This window comes from Flavobacterium nitrogenifigens, assembly GCF_003254565.1.
In the GTDB taxonomy this organism is placed as follows: domain Bacteria; phylum Bacteroidota; class Bacteroidia; order Flavobacteriales; family Flavobacteriaceae; genus Flavobacterium; species Flavobacterium nitrogenifigens.
Genome location: NZ_QJRI01000173.1, coordinates 70,964 through 91,275, shown reverse-complemented (window position 1 = coordinate 91,275; position 20,312 = coordinate 70,964). Strand labels below are relative to the sequence as shown.

The following is a 20,312-nucleotide window of genomic DNA, read 5'->3' as shown; positions in this document are numbered from 1 at the left end:
ATCTATTTTCCTCAAAATTCCTTACTTTCGCACCTCGTTTAAGAAAAGGATAAAATGAGTACAAAATTTACTGAATACAAAGGACTTGACTTACCAACTGTAGCGTCTGAAGTTCTTGATTTTTGGAAGAAAGAAAATATATTTGAAAAGAGTGTAACAACTCGCGAAGGTGCTGAGCCTTTCGTATTTTTTGAAGGTCCGCCTTCAGCAAACGGATTACCTGGAATTCACCACGTAATGGCACGTGCGATTAAAGACATTTTTTGCAGATATAAAACTCAGAAAGGTTTTCAAGTAAAAAGAAAAGCTGGATGGGATACTCACGGTTTGCCTGTGGAATTGGGTACCGAAAAAGAATTAGGAATTACAAAAGAAGATATTGGCAAGACCATTTCTATCGAAGAATATAACGAAGCGTGTAAAAAAACCGTTATGCGTTATACGGACGTATGGAATGATTTGACCGAAAAAATGGGGTATTGGGTTGATATGGATGATCCGTATGTGACTTATAAACCAAAGTATATGGAATCTGTTTGGTGGCTTTTGAAACAAATCTACGATAAAGGTTTGTTGTACAAAGGATACACGATTCAGCCTTACTCTCCAAAAGCAGGAACTGGGTTATCTTCTCACGAAGTAAATCAGCCTGGAGCTTATAGAGATGTTACAGATACTACAATTGTAGCGCAATTCAAAACTTTACCAGAAACACTTCCGAGCTTTTTACAGGGATTTGGAGATATTCACATTTTGGCCTGGACGACCACGCCTTGGACACTTCCGTCAAACACAGCCTTGACAGTTGGTCCAAAAATCGATTATGTTTTAGTTAAAACTTTCAATCAATATACTTTTGAGCCAATCAATGTGATTTTGGCTAAAAACTTAGTTGGAAAACAATTCGGAAAAGGATATTTCGTAAGTGAAGACGATGCTGATTTTGACAATGTAAAAAATGGCGACAAAAAATTGCCATACAAAATCTTAACAGAAGCGAAAGGAGCAGATTTAGTAGAAATCCGTTACGAGCAATTATTGCCATACGTATTGCCATACCAAAATGCTGAAAATGCATTTAGAGTAATTTCTGGAGATTTCGTTACAACAGAAGACGGAACAGGAATCGTGCATACGGCTCCGACTTTTGGTGCAGATGATGCTAAAGTAGCAAAAGAAGCTAAGCCAGAAGTACCGCCAATGTTGGTTTTAGACGAAAACGGAACAGCAGTTCCTTTAGTTGATTTGCAAGGAAAATTCACTTCTCATGTAGGTGATTTGGCTGGTAAATATGTTAAAAACGAATATTACGATGCAGGACAAGCTCCGGAGAAATCTGTAGATGTTGAAATTGCTATTCGTCTTAAAGAAGAAAACAAAGCTTTTAAAGTTGAAAAATACGTGCACAGTTATCCACACAGCTGGAGAACAGACGAGCCGTTATTATACTATCCTCTAGATTCATGGTTCATCAAAGTAACCGATGTAAAAGATAGAATGTTCGATCTGAACGAAACTATCAATTGGAAGCCTAAATCTACTGGTGAAGGACGTTTTGGAAATTGGCTTAAAAATGCTAATGATTGGAACTTATCTCGTTCTAGATATTGGGGAATTCCGTTGCCAATTTGGAGAACAGAAGATAAAACAGAAGAAGTTATTATCGGTTCTGTTGAAGAATTGTACAATGCAATCGAAAAGTCAATCGAAGCAGGTTTCCAAAAAGAAAATCCATTTAAAGGGTTTGAGATTGGAAATATGTCTGAATCAAACTATGATTTAATTGATTTGCACAAAAATGTTGTTGATGCTATCACTTTGGTTTCGGCTTCTGGAAAACCAATGAAGCGCGAAAGTGATCTAATCGACGTTTGGTTTGATTCTGGAGCAATGCCTTATGCACAATGGCACTATCCTTTTGAGAACAAAGATAAAATTGACGGAAACAAAGATTTTCCAGCGAATTTCATTGCCGAAGGAGTAGATCAGACTCGTGGATGGTTCTATACTTTACACGCTATCGGAACTTTAGTTTTTGATAAAATAGCGTACAAAAACGTAGTTTCAAACGGTTTGGTTTTGGATAAAAACGGAATTAAAATGTCTAAGAGTAAAGGAAATACCATAGACCCGTTTAAAACCATTGCAGAAAACGGCCCAGATGCTACACGTTGGTATATGATTATGAATGCAAATCCGTGGGATAACTTGAAGTTTGACCTTGAAGGAATTGCTGAGGTGAAACGTAAATTCTTCGGAACACTTTATAATACCTATTCGTTCTTCTCGTTATATGCAAACATCGACGGATTTAAATATGCTGAAGCCGAAATTCCGTTAAACGAAAGACCTGAAATTGATCAATGGATTATTTCTGAATTACATTCGCTAATCAAATTTGTTGACGAATGCTACGAAGATTACGAGCCAACAAAAGCTACAAGGGCCATTTCTGACTTCGTCCAGGAAAACTTAAGTAACTGGTACGTTCGTTTATGCCGTCGTCGTTTCTGGAAAGGAGAATACGCTAAAGATAAAATTGCGGCTTACCAAACGCTTTATACTTGTTTACTTACAATCAGTAAACTAAGCGCTCCAGTAGCTCCATTTTTTATGGATAAATTATACAGAGATTTGACAGCTTCTACGGGAACCGAGGATTTTGCTAGTGTTCACTTGGCAGAATTCCCAAAATTTGTCGAAAACTTTGTTAATAAAACGTTGGAAAGCAAAATGCAGAAGGCGCAAACGATCTCATCTTTGGTATTATCACTACGTAAAAAAGAGATGATAAAAGTACGTCAACCTTTGCAAAAGGTAATGATTCCAGTACTTGACGAGAATCAGCGTGCTGAAATCGAAGCAATTTCGGACCTTGTAAAAGCCGAAGTAAACGTGAAAGAAATTGAACTTTTAGACGATGCTTCAGGTATTTTAGTGAAACAGATTAAGCCTAATTTTAAAGCTCTTGGACCACGTTTTGGTAAAGATATGGGTCTGATTTCTAAGGAGATACAAGGTTTTTCTGCAGATCAGATTAACCAGCTAGACAAGCAAGGGACGCTAGATATTGTTATTGCAGGAAATAGTGTAACTTTATCATTAGAAGATGTGGAAATTACATCACAAGATATCGAAGGATGGTTGGTTGCTAATTCAAACGGAATAACAGTTGCGCTTGATATTACTCTTACCGAAGAATTAAAAAATGAAGGTATCGCTAGAGAATTAGTTAATAGAATACAAAATATTCGTAAAGATTCAGGATTTGAGGTTACGGATAAGATTAAAGTTCAAATAAAACGAGACGGTATTTTAGAAGATGCAGTTTCAAAAAATGAAGACTATATTAAGTCAGAAACATTAACAGACGAACTGGTTTTTGCTGACACGTTAGAAAACGGCACAGAAATTGAGTTTGATGACATTAGAACCATTATATTAATTTCAAAATAGTTAGAAAATGATAGATGAAATTACAAGATACTCTGACGCAGATTTAGCAGAGTTCAAAGAGATAATCCAAGCAAAAATTAAAAAAGCGCAAGAAGATCTTGATTTGATCAAAAGTGCCTATATGAACGATTTGAATAACGGAACTGACGATACTTCTCCAACTTTTAAAGCTTTTGAAGAAGGAAGTGAGACCATGTCAAAAGAAGCGAACTCTCAGTTGGCTATCAGACAAGAGAAATTCATTCGCGATTTAAAAAATGCTTTATTCCGTGTAGAAAACAAAACATACGGTATCTGCAAAGTAACGGGTAAATTAATTAGCAAAGAAAGGCTTAAAATCGTTCCTCACGCAACAATGAGTATCGAAGCTAAAAACTTGCAGAGATAATTATAAAATATCTTTAGATAGAAAGAAAACGCTCCTAAAAAGGGAGCGTTTTTTTTGTTTAATGTTCACTGAAATTCAGATTTGATGATGTAAATTACTATTGAAAGAAATTATTTATAATTAATCAAGATAAGCGAATTTTAAGGTCGTTTTTTTTGTAAGAATTAAGCAGGTAAAATTACCTAAGATTTTTTGCGATAAATAAAAAAAACCGCCTTGGTTAGGGGCGGTGTTTTTTAAAAGTAAAATTGTTGCATAATTACGCTAGATTTTTTTCAACGTCTGCTTTGTGTTTTCTTAAAATAGCTCTTGTCATACCTAAATTTGCTTTTGAAGCATCAGCTGCAAGATAGATCATGAATTTTTTGTTAGGAGAAATGTCGATAATGTGAATTTGATTCGATAATGTAATCAAAATATCTTCGATGTCCTGGTTTAAGTTAAGTGCTTTAACTGCACTCAATTTAGCTTTTACAACTTCTAAGTTGTACGCTGCAGCTAATTCAGGATCAAAATTAGGATCGACTGTTAGGTTTCCAAAACTTAATCCAGATTCAATTTCTGTTACTGCTACAGCGATAAAGCCGTTTACGTTAGTTTTCATTTCGTTTAAAAACACGTTTAAAAAATCATTGCTCATAGTTCATTTGGGTTATTTGTTAATAGAATTTTATGTTATTTCAATAGAGAATTTTTGCTTAATTCAACAGAAACTTCTTCTGTAGAACGCATTAATAAGGCTAGATTACTTCCTTCTTTAGAAAAAGCAACGATAAAGTTAGAACCGCTTATTTTGTTTCCAACAATAACGCCTTCAGCACTTTTTAGGTATAATTGTTTTAGAGAGCCTTTTTCTAAATCAATTAAAAATTTTTCGCTCATAGATAAAATAGCTGCACTCATTGCGGCAATACTGTCGCCGTAGTCAAGATTTAAGGAAGTGATAAGTTTTCCTTTTCCGTTCAAAATTAATGCAGCAGTAGATTTTGTGCTGACAAGAAAGTCGTTTAGTGTAGTTGTGATTTCATTCATGATTTTGTAGGATTTTGGGAGGAATGTTAAATTTAGTTTGTGTTGGTATTCGTTTTCAAAAATTAATGCAAGTTGTCCTAAACAAGTGTTAATTTTTATTAACAAATATAAATTAAATTATGTATCATTGTAATACCAAATCAGTAATAATTTTAATTATTTACGACGAAAAACTTACATTATGGCTAAAGTATTGAAATTCAAAGAAGTAAACTCTGATGTAGAGCGCAGAATGAAAGAATTTGAAAAACTGCGTGTTAAATTTAAAGCAGATGTAAAAAAGGGCGAAGCTAAGAAACTGGCTGCCGGAAAAGAGAGCAAAGGAATCTTCAAGTCGATTTCAGATTTTTTCTCCGACAGTCCGAAAGCGCCAGCAAAAGCAGCTGTAAAAAAGTAAACTTTACTACGTTTAGATTAGCAGATAAACTTGTTTGGTTTGTTGCAAAAGAATTAACGCTCCTTTAGGAGCGTTTTTTTTGATTTAATTGTTATTTTTGCCCATCAAAAAATCATAAAATGTCATTACGAAAAGCGTATTTCCTTATATTTCTAGTTTTAATTGTTGATCAGCTTTCTAAAATTTATGTCAAAACAAATTTTGTTCTTGGTGAAGAAGTTGTAATTGCTGATTGGTTTAGAATTCATTTTATTGAAAATGAAGGAATGGCTTGGGGAACAAAAATACCAGGAGAATACGGAAAACTAATTTTGACGGTTTTCAGAATCTTTGCCGTTGTTGGAATTGGCTGGTGGCTTTCTGATTCTATAAAAAAACGTCATTCTACATATTTAGTAGTTGCTATTGCGTTGATCTTTGCAGGAGCGGCAGGAAATATTATCGATTCTGTTTTCTACGGAGTTATTTTTGATGACAGTACTCACAACCTTGCAACAATTTTTTCTCCAGCTCCTTATGGAACATGGTTTCATGGTTTGGTAGTAGATATGTTCTATTTTCCTATTTGGGAGGGAAATCTTCCTGAATGGCTTCCGCTATTTGGTGGAAAACATTTTGCCTTCTTTAATGCTATCTTTAATGTGGCCGATGTAGCAATTTCTACTGGTGTAGGAATACTTTTGGTTTTCAATAGAAGAGCTTTTCCAAAACACTAATTATTTTTAAAAATACAAGATAAAAAATTCCAAATTCCAATATTTGTTTGCGATTAGTGCTTCAAAAATTGGAATTTGGAATTTTTCATTATTGGGATTTATATTTAATTGTGCTATTTTTACAATATTAAAACCAAACTTATGCAAAGTCCGTCTTTTTCCATTTATGATGCTTCTGCAGGATCAGGAAAGACGTATACTTTGGTAAAAGAATATTTAAAAATTATTCTTTCTTCTCCAAAAAACGATGCATACAGAAATATCTTAGCCATAACTTTTACCAATAAGGCTGTTCATGAAATGAAAAGCCGTATTGTTGGAAATTTATCTGAATTTGCAAAAGACGATCCGTCTCCAAAAGCGGCTGATTTAATGGAAGATCTTTCACGCGATACTGGACTTTCGATTATTAAAATTAAAACCAAATCGCAGCAAATCATTAAGCACTTAATTCATAATTATGCTGCTTTTGATATTTCTACTATTGATAAATTTACACATAAAGTTATTCGTGCTTTTGCACATGATCTTAATCTTCCAATGACTTTTGAGGTGACTTTGGATACCGAAAACTTATTAGTTGAAGCTGTTGACGCCATTATTGCACAAGCGGGTGAAGATGAAACTTTAACCAAATTGCTCATCGATTTCACAATGGAAAAAACCGATGACGACAAAAGCTGGGATATTTCTCGTGAAATTCTCGATACTGGTAGATTGGTTTTGAATGAAAACAATCGAAATGAAATTCTGCATTTTCAAAATAAAACAATCGGAGAGTTTGTTGAGATTAAAAAGAAAATGCAAGGGCTTTGTAAAGAATTGGAAGAAACCAATGAGGGTCTTGCAGCTAAGGCAATTGAATTAATTGATAAAAACGGAATCGACCCAAAATCATTTTCAAGAGGAACCTTTCCGAACCATTTGCAAAGTATTAAAGACGGAAAATTTAATCCGAAAAATAAAACCTTTCATGAGTTTGACGATATTGCGATTAATAAGACGGCAAAAGACAGAGCTTTAATTGAAAATATTATACCTGAACTTCTTCAGGTATTGAAAGAGGTTTATCAGAATTTCGAGAAAAGAGATTTTTACAAAGCCTTTTTAAAAAATATTACGCCGCTTTCTTTGCTGAATACGGTAAGTAATGAACTTGCAAAAATTCAGTCGGAACAGAATGTCTTGTCTATTTCAGAATTCAACGCGATAATTCACCGGGAAATTCAGAATCAGCCAGCGCCTTTTATTTATGAACGTTTGGGAGAGCGTTATCGAAATTTCTTTATTGATGAGTTTCAAGATACATCAGAAATGCAATGGCAGAACCTGATTCCGCTGATTGATAATTCGCTTTCTGGATTAGATGATTTTGGAAATAAAGGAACTCTGATGATTGTTGGAGATCCGAAACAATCTATTTATCGCTGGCGCGGAGGAAAAGCAGAGCAATTTATAGAACTGAGTAAAGAAGAGGTGGCTTTTTTTCATCATGAAAAAGTAGTAAAACATCTCGATACAAACTATAGAAGCTATAGCGAAGTCATTGAGTTTAACAACGCTTTTTTTAAATTGATTTCTAGCGAATTTTCAAATGAAGATTATAAAAATCTGTACGAAAATCATAGTTTTCAAAACACCAATTCGAAAAAAGGCGGTTATGTAGACATTTCGTTTCTTCCGATTATTGATAAAAATGATTTTGCAGATGAAGATGATGTTGTAGAAAAATCAGATTTGTATGTTTTAGCTACTTTAAATACGATTCAAGAAGTAGTTAAGCAAGGTTTCGAATATAAAGATATTGTAATCCTGACTAGAAAAAGAGATCAAGGAATTGCAATTGCTAATTATTTGACAGAGCAGGGAATTCCGTTGCTGTCTTCGGAAACTTTGATGATTCAGAATGCGTCAGAAGTTCGTCTGATTATTCATCTTCTTCGATATCTAAATAATAATTCAGATTTAGAATCAAAAGCTAACTTTTTACATTTCTTGGCTTCAACTAAAGATTTGTCAATGCCTATCCATGATTTTATTGCGATGGGAATGAATCATCGATTTGAAAAAGAATTTGAAGAATGGCTTTTGACATTTGATGTTTCTTTTTCTTTCGAAGATGTTAGAAAAAAATCTCTATATGAAGCGGTTGAAATTATCATTTCTAAATTTATTCTTCCATCAGAAGGAAATGCCTATGTGCAGTTTTTTCTAGATATTGTTTTAGAAAGAGATATTAGGAATCAAGCCGGAGTTGCAGATTTTTTAGTTTTTTGGGATAAAAATGCGGAGAAATTTAGCATTCCTTCTCCTGAAGGAAATAATGCTGTTCGAATCATGACTATTCATAAGTCTAAAGGATTGGAATTTCCAGTTGTAATTATGCCTTTTGCAGATGAAGATTATAATCGAAAACCAAAAGACAAGTTGTGGCTGGATACAGAAGAAATAGATTTGGGAGTTCCAAAAGCTTTGGTTGATAATAGCAGTGCGGTTGAAAGTTTCGGAGAAAACGCATCGGCAGTTTTTAATTTGAAAAAACAAGAAGAGCTTTTAGATAATATAAATGTGCTCTATGTTGCTCTGACTCGTGCTGAAGAGCAATTGTATGTTATTTCTCAATCGCTAAAAGCTAAAAGTGATGGTGAATATCCAAACAATATGGCTTCTTTTTTTATTAAATTTTTGATTCATGAAGGAGTTTATGATGAAGAAAAATTGAATTACGAATTTGGAAATAAAGCTAGATTGTCAAAATCTTCAAAAACAATTGACATGGTGAAGTCTATTCCAATTGTGAAAGAAGTTTTAAATCCTAAAAATATTAAAATTGCTCAACGCGAAGCTTTAATGTGGGGAACGCATCAGCAGGAAGCGATTTCGTATGGAAATATTGTGCATGAGATTTTGGCTTTTGTTAAAGATAGGTCAGATATTGATTTGGCTGTTACAAAATCACTCGAAAATGGTTTGATAACTTATGATCAAAAGGATCAGGTATTGCAGACTTTGAATGAAATTGTAAATCATTCAGAGCTCAATATATGTTTTGATGCAAATCACACAGTTCTAAATGAGCAGACTATAGTTCAGAAAGAAGGAAGAATTTTAAAACCTGATCGAATTGTGTTGTTAGAAAGTAAGGAGGCTTATTTGTTGGATTATAAGACAGGAGTGCCTAATGCTAAATATCAGCAGCAAATTCAGGAATATCAAGACGCAATTGAAGATTTGGGGTACACAGTGTTAAAAAAAGCTCTTGTATATATAGGAGAGGAAATTGAAGTAGTAAATTTGTGAAAAAATTAATCAGATGTTAAAGAAAAAACGAAGCTTAATTTGGGTTAAGTTGTTAATTTTTAACGTTTTAAATAAATAAAAAATGTACGGTAAAATAAAAGAACATCTGCAAAAGGAATTGCAGACGATTGAAGAAAATGGAATTTTCAAAAAAGAGAGAATTATTACTTCTCCACAAGGTGCTGAAATCACAATTTCGACTGGAGAAACAGTATTGAACTTTTGTGCTAACAATTATCTAGGGCTTTCTTCGCATCCAGAAGTGGTGCAAGCAGCAAAAGATGCAATGGATACACATGGATTTGGAATGTCGTCAGTGCGTTTCATTTGCGGAACACAAGACATTCATAAAACATTAGAAAAAAAGATTGCCGATTTTTACGGTACAGAAGACACTATATTATATGCAGCTGCTTTTGATGCAAACGGTGGTGTTTTTGAACCTTTATTAGGAGAGAACGATGCAATTATTTCAGATAGTTTGAATCATGCTTCTATTATTGATGGAGTTCGTTTGTGTAAAGCAGCTCGTTATCGTTATGAAAATAACAATATGGAAGATTTAGAGCAGCAGTTAATTAAAGCAAATGAAGCTGGAGCTCGTTTTAAATTAATTGTAACTGATGGAGTCTTCTCTATGGATGGTTTAGTGGCGCCATTAGATAAAATTTGTGACTTGGCAGATAAATACGATGCAATGGTAATGGTTGATGAATGCCATGCTGCAGGTTTTATTGGAGCTACAGGAAAAGGAACTCTTGAAGCAAAAGGAGTAATGGGAAGAGTAGATATTATCACAGGAACCCTTGGTAAGGCTTTAGGAGGAGCTATGGGAGGTTACACTACTGCCAAAAAAGAAATTATAGAATTGCTTCGTCAGAGATCTAGACCATATTTGTTTTCAAATTCATTGGCGCCTGCTATTGTTGGAGCTTCAATAAAAGTATTTGAATTATTAGAGAAAGATACAGCGCTTCGTGATAAACTAGAATGGAATACCAACTATTTTAAAGAAGGTATGAAAAAAGCAGGCTTCGATATTATCGATGGAGACTCTGCAATTGTTCCGGTTATGCTGTATGATGCAAAATTATCTCAGACTATGGCAAACGAACTTTTGAAGCAAGGTATATATGTTATTGGTTTTTTCTTTCCTGTGGTTCCAAAAGATAAGGCAAGAATACGAGTACAATTATCTGCAGGGCATGAAAAAGAGCACTTGGATAAGGCTATAAACGCCTTCACAGTTGTCGGTAAAATGTTAAAAGTTATATAATTACCACTTCAGTTAAATTTTTGTAGGTTTTTTTTAACATTTCATTTTGTATTTAAAAAATTTGGTGTTACTTTTGCTTGTAATTAACTAAATTGTAATTAAAAAAATTAAGTATGAAACATCTTAACAAACTTTTAGTTGCTGTATTGATGGCGATGGGTTTAAGTTCTCACGCGCAAGACAGTAACAATCCATGGGCGATCTCTTTCGGGGTTAATGCTGTGGATACAAGGACTAGTGCAAGTCCAGATCATGTTGACTTTTTTCCTGCACACTTTTCTCAGCCATTCGCTGTAAAAGATAACTGGAATATTCTTCCTTCTTTATCTTACATTGGTGTAAATAGATATGTGGGGCATGGTTTCTCTGTAGGTTTACAGGGATCTGTGAACAAAATTGACAAATATGTTGTTTTTGCTCCAACTGCTGCAGGTCACGATGGAAGAGGTATGATCGTAGAAAATCCTGGAGACTTAATGTACTACGGAATTGATGCTACTGTGAAATATAGTTTCCAAGAGTTAATCAAATCTAAAGTGGTTGATCCTTCGTTATCTGTTGGTGGAGGTTACACTTTCTTCGGAGATAGCAGCTACGGAACTATTAATCCAGGTGCTGGTGTTACTTTCTGGTTTACAGATGCTATTGGTCTTGAGCTTGCTACAAGATACAAATGGTCAGTTAGCGGAGATAGAGAAGATGCTAATGGAACTCCAGATGCTCCATCTCACTTCCAACATACTGCAGGTTTAGTTTTCAAATTCGGAGGTAAAGATACTGACGGAGACGGAATCTATGACAAAGACGATGCTTGTCCAGATGTTGCTGGTTTAAAACAATTCAACGGATGTCCTGATACTGACGGTGACGGAATCGTTGATGCTTCTGACGCTTGTCCAGATGTATTTGGTTTAGCTGCATTAAACGGATGTCCTGATACTGACGGAGACGGAATTGCTGATAAAGATGACGCTTGTCCAGATGTTGCTGGTTTAGCTGCTTTAAAAGGTTGTCCTGATACTGACGGTGACGGAATCGCTGATAAAGACGATAAATGTCCTACAGTTGCTGGTCCTAAAGAAAACGGTGGTTGCCCATTCTTAGATGCTGATAAAGATGGTGTTGCTGACAAAGATGACGACTGTCCTACAGTTGCAGGTCCTGCTAGTAACAGAGGATGTCCAGAAGTAACTTCTGAGGCGTTAGAAGATCTTAAAGTTCAAGCTAGAGCGGTATACTTCAACTCAGGAAAAGCTACTTTCAAAACTGGTGACAAAGAAACTCCAGCTAGATTAGATGCTATTAAAGAAATCCTTAAAAACTATCCAAACGCGAAATTCTCTATCGAAGGACACACAGATAGTACAGGTTCTGCTAAATTAAACCAAAAACTTTCTGAAGATAGAGCTAAAGCTGTAATGGACGCTTTAATCCAAAGAGGTGTTAATCCAGAAAACTTAGAGTATAAAGGATTTGGTTCTAGCAAACCAGTTGCAAGCAACAAAACTGCTGCAGGTAAAGCACAAAACAGAAGAACTGAAATTAGACACATTGGTTCTAAATACCAAGGTAAACTATAATTTTAGTTTTTAAATAAACAGGAAAAGCCATTCTTAATTGAATGGCTTTTTTTATTTTTATACTATGATAAATGATTCTTTTCTTCAAAAAATTGCCTCTGTTGTAATTCAGGATTATGTTGAAAAACTTTCCGAAATAACGATAATTCTTCCTAATAAAAGGGCAAAGGTTTTCTTGATTGAAGCACTTAAAAAGGCAACGTCAAAAACGATAATTGCCCCACAGATTACTAGCATAGAAGATTTTGTTCAAGATGTTGCATCAATTCGTTCTGTGGATTCGATCGAGCTTTTGTTTGAATTTTATGAAGTCTATTTATCTATTACAGAAAAAAAGAATCAGCAATCTTTTGAGTTATTTGCAAATTGGGCTAAAACACTTTTGCAGGATTTTAATGAAATTGACAGATATCTTTTAGATCCTTCACATGTTCTGTCTTATCTAAAAGATATTGAAGATATAAAGAGATGGGGGCTTGAGGTAGATCAAAAAACAAAATTATTAGAGAATTATATTGACTTCTGGAAATTACTTCCTGTTTATTATGAGTCGTTATATAATCATCTGCTATTTAAATCAATTGGATACCAAGGTTTGATTTATAGAGAAGCAGTAAATAATCTGAATCATTTTTCGAATACTATCGGTAATCGCACTTTTATTTTTGCAGGATTCAATGCTTTGAATGCCGCTGAGGAAAAGATTGTGCAGCATTTGCTAGCATTAGATCAAGCGAAAATTTACTGGGATGCTGATCAGGCATTTCTAAATGATCCATATCATGATGCAGGCTTATTTTTGAGGAGGTTTAAAGAAAGTTGGAAACATTATAAGTCAAATGTTTTTGATTGGATAGTAGATGATTTTTCGGAGCCAAAAAACATTCAAATAATTGGAACTCCCAAAACAATAGGACAAGCCAAATTGGCTGGAAGTATCATTGAGAATTTAATCGATCAAAATCCCGATGCTTCTTTAGATAAAGTTGCAGTTGTGCTTGGAGAGGAAAACTTATTAGTTCCGGTTTTGTACTCGCTTCCTGCTTCGGTTGGAGCGCTAAATATTACGATGGGATATTCGGGAAAGAATAATCCGTCGCAGATATTTGTTGCTAAATTGTTTAAAATGCATACCAATGCGCTTTCTCGAAAAGGTGGCAGTTATGTTTTTTATTATAAAGATGTGCTTGATATTTTGACACATCCACTGGTTGAACCTTATGCAAATGCGCAAAGGCTGGTAAGAATTATTAAAGAGAATAATTATACTTTTATTACGCATCATAAAATTTTGGAGCTTCATCCAGAACCTTCTAGTTTTTTTAATTTGTTATTTGAAAAATGGCAGAGTGGATCTATAGCGGTATTAAAGAATATTTCAGCTCTATTAATTACGATTAAAGAGCATTTCAGTAATGATAATGAGGAGGAAAAAATTGCGAAAGCCTTTGTTTATGGAGTGTTTAAAGTGATTAATAAACTAATAAATTATTATTCAAAACATCACCATATTGATAATATTGACACTTTGCATTCTATTTATAAGCAAATTATAGATTTGGCAGAAGTGTCGTTTGAAGGTGAACCGTTGCGTGGTTTACAGATTATGGGGGTTTTAGAAAGCCGTGTTTTAGATTTTGAAACCGTGATCATAACTTCTATGAATGAAGGGAAATTTCCTGCTGGTAAATCTCAAAATTCTTTTATTCCTTATGATGTTAAAAGAGAGTTGGGCCTTCCGACATTTAAAGAGAAAGATGCGATTTATACGTATCACTTTTATCATTTACTTCAAAGAGCTAAAAACATTTATCTGATTTATAATACCGAAAATGACGGATTGGACGCTGGTGAAAGAAGCCGTTTTATTACGCAATTAGAAGTTGAAAAAAAATCAAAGCATAATATAACTTTTGATATTTATAATCCAGAACTGCCTAATACGGCCTACGAACCGATTTCTGTTCCTAAGTCTGAATTGGTGATGGAAAGATTGAAGGAAATTGCAGTTAATGGTTTTTCGCCTTCTGCTTTGACTAGTTATATCCGAAATCCGATTGAGTTTTACTTTCAAAAAATATTGAGAATCCGTGAAGTAGAAGAAGTTGAAGAAAATATTGCTTTGAATACTTTGGGAACTATTATTCACGAAACGTTAAAAGCACTATACGAGCCTTTTATTGGGAAATTTATTTCTGAAAGCGATCTTTTAAATTGCTTTAAATTACTTGATGATGAAGTTCTGAAACAATTTAAACTGGTTTACAAAGAGGGAGAAATCAAGAAAGGGCGAAACCTTTTGGCTTTTGAAGTGGCAAAACGAAATGTAGCTAACTTTCTAAAGATGGAATTAGAGTCTGTAAAAAACAATGAAGCAATTCAGATTATTGCTTTGGAGCAGACTTTTCAACGCGAGTTTATTCATCCGAAACTGCCATTTCCTGTTTTAATTAAAGGAAATGTGGATCGTATTGAACGCCGAGACGGAAGAATTAGAATTATTGATTATAAGACAGGAAAAGTAGAGAAGTCTAATGTTGTACTGAAAACATGGAACGGGTTAACGCAGGAGCTTAAAAATGATAAAATCATTCAGGTTTTGGCGTACGCTTTCATGTATGAGAAAGAAGCAGGCGAACTCCCGATAGAAGTTGGTATTATCTCATTCAAAAACCTAAAATCTGGATTTTTACCTTTCGGGTTTAAAGAAGAAAAAGATTTAGATGCTATAGTGACACCGCAGATACTAAACTCTTATTTAGAAGAAATTGCCAATTTGTTAGGAGAAATTTTTGATATTAATATTCCTTTTGAGGAAAAAATCTAGACTATCTCTATCAGAAAATTTCAAAACATATTTGAGTTTTATAAGACAACTTTGATTGCGAATTTGGTGGTCTCTGTTATTGCCTTTCTTTTTTGGGGAGTTGATCATTTTTTATTGATGATAGCCACACTAGGTTTTGGGTCAAGTATTGGATTTAAAGAAATGTATCGCCAAAATGAATATTTATTTTATATGAATAATGGTTTTTCGAAAAGAAGGCTTTTGTTTTACTGTTTCTTGCTCAATTTTGCGCTTGTATTTTTGTTTGCTGTCGCGTTAATTTCAATTCAAAAAATATCTTGAAAAAACATATTCTTGAAATAAGTGGTATTCAAAAAAGTTTTAATGATAAATTATTGCTTTCAGATATTTATTTGAAATTGGAAACGGGTCAGATAATTGGTCTATTCGGTAGAAATGGCTCTGGAAAATCTACATTATTGAAGATTATATTTGGGATAGTGCCTGCTTTAGATAAAAGTATTTTTATTAACGGAATTTCAAAGAATAATTCTTCTGTGTTGTTAAATGAAATTAGGTATCTACATCAAAACCAATTTATTCCAAATCATTTTTCGGTTTTTCAAACCATTCGGTTGTCTGTCGATAAACAAAAAATATTTGTTTTTTGCGAAGATGATTTTTTAAAACCTCTTTTAAATCAAAAAATTAAGGATTTGTCTTTTGGAGAATTGCGCTATCTTCAGGTTAAATTGATGTTTTTTAATCAATCAAAATTTGTATTGCTGGATGAGCCGTTTAGTGGTTTATCTCCAAAAATGATTGAGATTATAATGTTGTTGATTAAAGAAAATTCTGAAGAAAAAGGAATAATCCTTACCGATCATAATTATAAAAGTGTGATAGGAATTGCAACCGATTTAAGAATGTTAAAGGAGGGTAAGTTGCGGGTAATCAATAAAAAAGCCGAACTTGTCAGTGAAGGTTATTTGGCAAATTCGACAATTTTTTAGACGCTATTAGCTGAATATTTTCTTGAAAAAACCTTTTTTAGATTTTTCTTCAGAAGCCGTAGTATTAATGTGTCCGTTTTCAATACGAAATCTTCTAAACTTCTCCAATTTTACATTTAAGTCAAAGCGTAATTCGTCAACAGTTTTCATTTTTAGTAAATTTTTTTGCAAAGCTATAGAAAAACTTTTGTCAAATGCAATAATCTGCAAATGTTAATTTTAGAAATGAGTTTTGTTAAGTAAAATGTTACGTTTTTAGTATTATTTGCTTTTTATGTTAATTTTTTTTGCGTTTTTTTTGCAAAAAAATAGGATTAATTAAGTGATAAATAAAAGTGTGCCAGTACGTTATATTGCATCTTTTTTTAACAAGTGTTTATCGCACAATTGCTAATATTAAAATATCTTTGGCGCTTCCAAAAACATGACAAAATAAGAATATGATTGATTTACAAACACTGGTGCAAGAGACTGGCGCAGAGTCTGGGCTAAGTTTTAATATTGATGGCATCTTAAACGAGTCTGTGAATTTAGAATATGACGGAAATGTAGCAGCAATGATCGGAATGATTTTGAAGATGTGCCTTGAAATGTCTGAAGACGTTAACAATGGAGATCTTAAACAAGTTATGATCAAAAATAATGACGGAATTGTTGTGGCAAGCAAAAATCAAGATGATAATTGCGTCGCGTTGCTTTCTAAAGATTTAAGTAAAATGGGACTATTGCTGAGAAGAATGGATTCTGTTTTTAACAACTAATTTAAAACCAAATATTTTAATACACATGTCAGATTTTTTGCAAAACTTTCAAAACGATTTAAAAGAGAATATTAACGGATTTATTGCTGTTTCTGTTACAGAAGTTGAAACAGGAATGTCTTATTGTTCGTTAACAGTAAAATCAGATTTTGATCCAGAATTAGCTTCTGCCTATAATTTAGAAGTTGTAAAAGCAAAATTAAATGCGATTAAAGCTTTAGGATTAAATCAAAAAATTAATGATATTTTAATTACCCTGACAGATCAGATTCATATTATTGATGTTTCTGAAGACGGAAGATACTTTATCTACTTGGCAGTAGATTCGACTAAAGCAAATCTTGGTTTGACAAGAGCGACTTTATCTAAATACAAAAAAGATATTACTTCAAAGTTATAACGATATTTTGCCCCCAAGAATGAGAAAAAGGCTGTTTCAACCCTAGGTTAGAAATGGCCTTTTTCGATTTTACTGCTTAGATTTTTATTCAAAGAAATGTGACAAAGTTGTTTTTAATTCTTCTTTGTTTTCTATTTGGCTCATGTGTCCATCCTCAAAAGAAATTAATTCTGCAGTTGTGTCTTCAATTTGCGAAAGGCTTTCTTCGTAGTTTAAAACAGGATCTTTTTTACCTAAAATCAATAAAACTGGAAAACGGTTTTCTTTTAAAAGCCATTCTCTATCTTTTCTGATTTTCATTCCTTCTTGAGAAGCAATAATTCCTTGTAAAGGTGTTTTTAAGGCTTCTGTTTTTACTTTTTCTATTTCTTCAGATAATCGTGTTCTGTTATTTTCGCTGAATAAATTTGCAATAGCCAGACTTACAAAGCTAACATAGTTTTGTTTTACAGCTTTAATTGCGCGAGTTCTGTTTAGTTTTTTCTCCGCGCTGTCTTCTTTTGAAGTTGAATTTAGTAAAACCAATTTCTGGATTTTCTGCGGATACAATTCGGCGAAAGCCAAACCAACATAACCACCCATCGAATGTCCAACAATTGTAGCTTTTTCAATTTTTAAATATTCCAAAACTTCATTTACTGCATTGGCATTATCTTCCATTTCGTGAACATAACCCAATGGTTCAGATTCGCCATGACCTAATAGATCGATTGTAACTACTCGATATTTTTCTGAGAAAAAATCAACATAATCTTTCCACATTTTTTTGTTTTCCAGAAAGCCGTGAAGTAAAACTATTGTGTTTCCAGTTCCCGAATCTGAGTATGATATTTTAGTATTTTTATATAAAAGCGTTTTCAAAATGAAAGATTTTTTGTTCTGAAGTACAAAGTTAAGAAAGCTGAACTAAAATATCGTGATGTCTTGATTTAATTGGGAAATCTTTAAAATAGCTATAAATTTATTTATGACAAACTGATACCTGAAGAATAAAAAAAGATGGCTTTCGTCTATGAAAGCCATTCTAATTAAAACCTATTGTCACCATCCAAGAGATTTCCTAATCCGCCAAGAAGACTCCCTTCTTCGCGACTGTTTCCGCCAGATCTTGGTGCCGAAGCAATAATTCTGTCAGCCAATCTAGAGAAAGGGAGCGATTGAATGTAAACCGTTCCAGGACCTTTTAAAGTGGCATAAAATAATCCTTCGCCACCAAAAATAGAATTCTTGATGCCACCAATAAATTCAATATCATAATCTACATCTTTGGTAAAACCAATAATGCATCCCGTATCTACTTTTAGGACTTCTCCATGAGCCAGTTCTTTTTTGGCCATTGTTCCGCCAGAATGTACAAATGTCATTCCATCTCCTTCAATTTTTTGCATGATAAAACCTTCACCGCCAAATAATCCGCGACCTAATTTCTGAGAAAATTCTATTCCAACAGAAACACCTTTGGCAGCGCATAAAAATGAACTTTTTTGACAGATAAATTTACCTTGAAACTCAGTCAAATCAATCGGAAGGATTTTTCCAGGATAAGGCGATGCAAATGAAACTTTGCTTTTGGTATTGCCTTGATTTAAAAATGCGGTCATAAACAAACTTTCGCCCGTCAGAACTCTTTTACCTGCATTTAAAAGTTTGCCAAATAAACCAGATCCCTGCTGTTGAGAACCATCTCCAAAAATGGTTTCCATTTGGATATTGTTTTCCATCATCATAAAACTGCCGGCTTCGGCAATTACAATTTCCTGTGGATCTAATTCTATCTCCACATATTGCATTTCTTCTCCAAAAATCTGATAATCTATTTCGTGTGCTTGCATAATTTCTTAGTTATTCGTTTTTTAAAATTAGACACATAATGCTGTAAAATGTTACAGATTTTAGCGCACTTCGACTGTTTTTAAGAACATTATGTGATTTTGTTATTTTAAATTAGTCTTAATTATGTTTTTTATTGCTTTAAATTCTATATTTTTGCACCGTTATTATATTTTATCAGAATGGCATTAGTTAGTGATTTGACCACCAAAGTATTATTTGAAACCGAAAAAGGATACAGTTATCAATGTGATTTGACCAATAGTATAATTATCAATTTTATTGATACAGTGTCAAGTTACAAGATTCAAGATTTTTTGATTTTTCAAAGAAAGGTTAATAGCGTTGACATTCTTAACATGCTTTACGACTTATCTGACCAGTCAGATGCACAGCTGATTGAAACTACCAAAAGAAATTTTTCTAGAAATCTTACTATCTGCGAAATAGTGCAGTTGAGAGATTTACTTAACGGAACTAAATTTACCCTTACATTGCATTCTATGCTTTGCAATATTGTTAATGTAGAGCTTATTTAGATTCTTACTTAGATTAAATCCAAATTTTCAGGCAGTTAGAGATGCCGTCTTTAATTTTTGTAATTTTACACGTATAAAAATTTAAGGTTATGAAAGATTTACTAAGAACAAGTACTTCATTAGTTGAAGGAATCGAAAAGATATTGAACTTACAAGCAAAATTAGAAAGCGACGCTTCAAACAAATATTTAGCTATGGCCGCATGGTTGGATAGAAATGGTTATGCAAATACAGCTTCTTATATGTACAAGCAAGCCGAAGAAGAAAGAGAGCATTTTCTAAAAGTTTTCAAATATATTACAGACATGGGAGGGATTGCTATTACGCCATCTGTTCCAGAGGTACAGCAAGAATTTGCTTCTTTTAGAGAAGTATTTGAAATTGCTTTGCAAAACGAAATTGCAGTTACGCAAGCGGTTAACAAAGTGATTGCAAAATGTAGAGCTGAAAATGATTATGCTACAGAAGATTTTATGATGTGGTATGTAGCGGAACAAAGAGAAGAAGAGAAAAACGCAAGAAGAGCTTTAGAGCTTTTTGATCTAATCAACGGAAACGAAGCTGACGGAAAGTTCCAATTGGATGTTCAGATTTCAAAAATCGGATAATAAACGATTTATATAATTTTAAAAGGAGCTGTCTACAAAAGGACAGCTCTTTTTATTTGTAAGCTTCAGAGAAGCGAAATATTTATAGCAAAACATAAAAGGTTACAAGATAAAGCTCCAGAGGAGCGGCATAAAGCTATAGAAGGATATATGTCGCTCCTCTGGAGCTCTTTTTTGTTTGTTTTATTGATTCTATAAATATTTCACCCCGCTGGGGGTTTTACGGTT

18 protein-coding genes are annotated in these 20,312 nt (G+C 33.5%); 13 read left to right on the top strand and 5 right to left on the bottom strand.

Annotation, left to right across the window (positions count from 1 at the left end):
- The first annotated feature begins 54 nt into the window (after nt 1-54).
- Nucleotides 55-3,456: an isoleucine--tRNA ligase gene (ileS, locus tag DM397_RS10585; RefSeq protein WP_111377503.1), complete on the top strand. Its 3,402-nt coding sequence runs from the start codon at nt 55-57 to the stop codon at nt 3,454-3,456.
- 7 nt (nt 3,457-3,463) lie between these two features.
- A complete protein-coding gene (locus DM397_RS10580; RefSeq protein WP_012022792.1) occupies nt 3,464-3,844 on the top strand; it encodes a TraR/DksA family transcriptional regulator in 381 nt (126 codons plus the stop codon).
- Nucleotides 3,845-4,103: 259 nt separating this feature from the next.
- On the opposite strand, the gene DM397_RS10575 is transcribed toward DM397_RS10580, so the two are convergent.
- On the bottom strand, nt 4,104-4,484 hold the full coding sequence (locus DM397_RS10575; protein ID WP_111377502.1) for a hypothetical protein: 381 nt from the start codon (nt 4,482-4,484) through the stop codon (nt 4,104-4,106).
- A gap of 35 nt (nt 4,485-4,519) precedes the next feature.
- Nucleotides 4,520-4,876, bottom strand: coding sequence for a roadblock/LC7 domain-containing protein (locus DM397_RS10570; protein ID WP_109190909.1), 357 nt, complete (start codon nt 4,874-4,876; stop codon nt 4,520-4,522).
- A 181-nt stretch (nt 4,877-5,057) separates the two neighbouring features.
- On the opposite strand from DM397_RS10570, the gene DM397_RS10565 reads away from it, so the two are divergent.
- The 7 genes from DM397_RS10565 to DM397_RS10530 all read left to right on the top strand — a co-directional run bounded on the left by DM397_RS10565 (nt 5,058) and on the right by DM397_RS10530 (nt 15,946).
- Nucleotides 5,058-5,273: a hypothetical protein gene (locus tag DM397_RS10565; RefSeq protein ID WP_111365665.1), complete on the top strand. Its 216-nt coding sequence runs from the start codon at nt 5,058-5,060 to the stop codon at nt 5,271-5,273.
- Between the two features lie 119 nt (nt 5,274-5,392).
- Entirely contained in the window at nt 5,393-5,989 is a 597-nt protein-coding gene (locus DM397_RS10560) for a lipoprotein signal peptidase (RefSeq protein WP_111377501.1), read from the top strand.
- A gap of 141 nt (nt 5,990-6,130) precedes the next feature.
- Nucleotides 6,131-9,289 (top strand): UvrD-helicase domain-containing protein, encoded by a 3,159-nt coding sequence (locus DM397_RS10555; RefSeq protein WP_111377500.1) that lies wholly within the window; start codon nt 6,131-6,133, stop codon nt 9,287-9,289.
- Between the two features lie 82 nt (nt 9,290-9,371).
- Nucleotides 9,372-10,565, top strand: a complete 1,194-nt coding sequence (gene kbl / locus DM397_RS10550) for a glycine C-acetyltransferase (protein WP_111377499.1) — start codon at nt 9,372-9,374, stop codon at nt 10,563-10,565.
- Between the two features lie 113 nt (nt 10,566-10,678).
- Entirely contained in the window at nt 10,679-12,145 is a 1,467-nt protein-coding gene (locus DM397_RS10545; RefSeq protein WP_111377498.1) for an OmpA family protein, read from the top strand.
- A gap of 64 nt (nt 12,146-12,209) precedes the next feature.
- Nucleotides 12,210-14,972: a PD-(D/E)XK nuclease family protein gene (locus DM397_RS10540; RefSeq protein ID WP_111377497.1), complete on the top strand. Its 2,763-nt coding sequence runs from the start codon at nt 12,210-12,212 to the stop codon at nt 14,970-14,972.
- A 299-nt stretch (nt 14,973-15,271) separates the two neighbouring features.
- Nucleotides 15,272-15,946, top strand: a complete 675-nt coding sequence (locus DM397_RS10530; RefSeq protein WP_111377495.1) for an ATP-binding cassette domain-containing protein — start codon at nt 15,272-15,274, stop codon at nt 15,944-15,946.
- Nucleotides 15,947-15,952: 6 nt separating this feature from the next.
- Here the strand turns inward: DM397_RS10530 and DM397_RS23795 are convergent, their stop codons facing one another.
- Nucleotides 15,953-16,096 (bottom strand): hypothetical protein, encoded by a 144-nt coding sequence (locus tag DM397_RS23795; RefSeq protein ID WP_162615477.1) that lies wholly within the window; start codon nt 16,094-16,096, stop codon nt 15,953-15,955.
- Between the two features lie 290 nt (nt 16,097-16,386).
- Here DM397_RS23795 and DM397_RS10525 point away from each other — a divergent pair, with 290 nt between their 5' ends.
- Both DM397_RS10525 and DM397_RS10520 read left to right on the top strand, forming a co-directional pair.
- Entirely contained in the window at nt 16,387-16,707 is a 321-nt protein-coding gene (locus tag DM397_RS10525; protein ID WP_111377494.1) for a roadblock/LC7 domain-containing protein, read from the top strand.
- 25 nt (nt 16,708-16,732) lie between these two features.
- Complete coding sequence (locus DM397_RS10520) at nt 16,733-17,107, top strand: hypothetical protein (RefSeq protein WP_111377493.1); 375 nt, start codon at nt 16,733-16,735, stop codon at nt 17,105-17,107.
- Between the two features lie 84 nt (nt 17,108-17,191).
- Here DM397_RS10520 and DM397_RS10515 read toward each other — a convergent pair whose 3' ends face one another.
- A complete protein-coding gene (locus DM397_RS10515) occupies nt 17,192-17,968 on the bottom strand; it encodes an alpha/beta fold hydrolase (protein ID WP_111377492.1) in 777 nt (258 codons plus the stop codon).
- 167 nt (nt 17,969-18,135) lie between these two features.
- Nucleotides 18,136-18,939, bottom strand: a complete 804-nt coding sequence (locus DM397_RS10510; RefSeq protein WP_111377491.1) for a TIGR00266 family protein — start codon at nt 18,937-18,939, stop codon at nt 18,136-18,138.
- 180 nt (nt 18,940-19,119) lie between these two features.
- Here DM397_RS10510 and DM397_RS10505 point away from each other — a divergent pair, with 180 nt between their 5' ends.
- Nucleotides 19,120-19,476: a hypothetical protein gene (locus tag DM397_RS10505; protein ID WP_111377490.1), complete on the top strand. Its 357-nt coding sequence runs from the start codon at nt 19,120-19,122 to the stop codon at nt 19,474-19,476.
- Nucleotides 19,477-19,565: 89 nt separating this feature from the next.
- Entirely contained in the window at nt 19,566-20,084 is a 519-nt protein-coding gene (locus tag DM397_RS10500; protein WP_111377489.1) for a ferritin, read from the top strand.
- Nucleotides 20,085-20,312: the final 228 nt, after the last annotated feature.

Coding starts and splice junctions, on each gene's coding strand:
- DM397_RS10545 (WP_111377498.1), top strand. CDS start 10,679: ATGAAACATCTTAACAAACTTTTAGTTGCTGTATTGATGGCGATGGGT.
- ileS (WP_111377503.1), top strand. CDS start 55: ATGAGTACAAAATTTACTGAATACAAAGGACTTGACTTACCAACTGTA.
- DM397_RS23795 (WP_162615477.1), bottom strand. CDS start 16,096: ATGAAAACTGTTGACGAATTACGCTTTGACTTAAATGTAAAATTGGAG.
- DM397_RS10575 (WP_111377502.1), bottom strand. CDS start 4,484: ATGAGCAATGATTTTTTAAACGTGTTTTTAAACGAAATGAAAACTAAC.
- DM397_RS10500 (WP_111377489.1), top strand. CDS start 19,566: ATGAAAGATTTACTAAGAACAAGTACTTCATTAGTTGAAGGAATCGAA.
- DM397_RS10580 (WP_012022792.1), top strand. CDS start 3,464: ATGATAGATGAAATTACAAGATACTCTGACGCAGATTTAGCAGAGTTC.
- DM397_RS10570 (WP_109190909.1), bottom strand. CDS start 4,876: ATGAATGAAATCACAACTACACTAAACGACTTTCTTGTCAGCACAAAA.
- DM397_RS10510 (WP_111377491.1), bottom strand. CDS start 18,939: ATGCAAGCACACGAAATAGATTATCAGATTTTTGGAGAAGAAATGCAA.
- DM397_RS10555 (WP_111377500.1), top strand. CDS start 6,131: ATGCAAAGTCCGTCTTTTTCCATTTATGATGCTTCTGCAGGATCAGGA.
- kbl (WP_111377499.1), top strand. CDS start 9,372: ATGTACGGTAAAATAAAAGAACATCTGCAAAAGGAATTGCAGACGATT.
- DM397_RS10520 (WP_111377493.1), top strand. CDS start 16,733: ATGTCAGATTTTTTGCAAAACTTTCAAAACGATTTAAAAGAGAATATT.
- DM397_RS10540 (WP_111377497.1), top strand. CDS start 12,210: ATGATAAATGATTCTTTTCTTCAAAAAATTGCCTCTGTTGTAATTCAG.
- DM397_RS10565 (WP_111365665.1), top strand. CDS start 5,058: ATGGCTAAAGTATTGAAATTCAAAGAAGTAAACTCTGATGTAGAGCGC.
- DM397_RS10560 (WP_111377501.1), top strand. CDS start 5,393: ATGTCATTACGAAAAGCGTATTTCCTTATATTTCTAGTTTTAATTGTT.
- DM397_RS10525 (WP_111377494.1), top strand. CDS start 16,387: ATGATTGATTTACAAACACTGGTGCAAGAGACTGGCGCAGAGTCTGGG.
- DM397_RS10505 (WP_111377490.1), top strand. CDS start 19,120: ATGGCATTAGTTAGTGATTTGACCACCAAAGTATTATTTGAAACCGAA.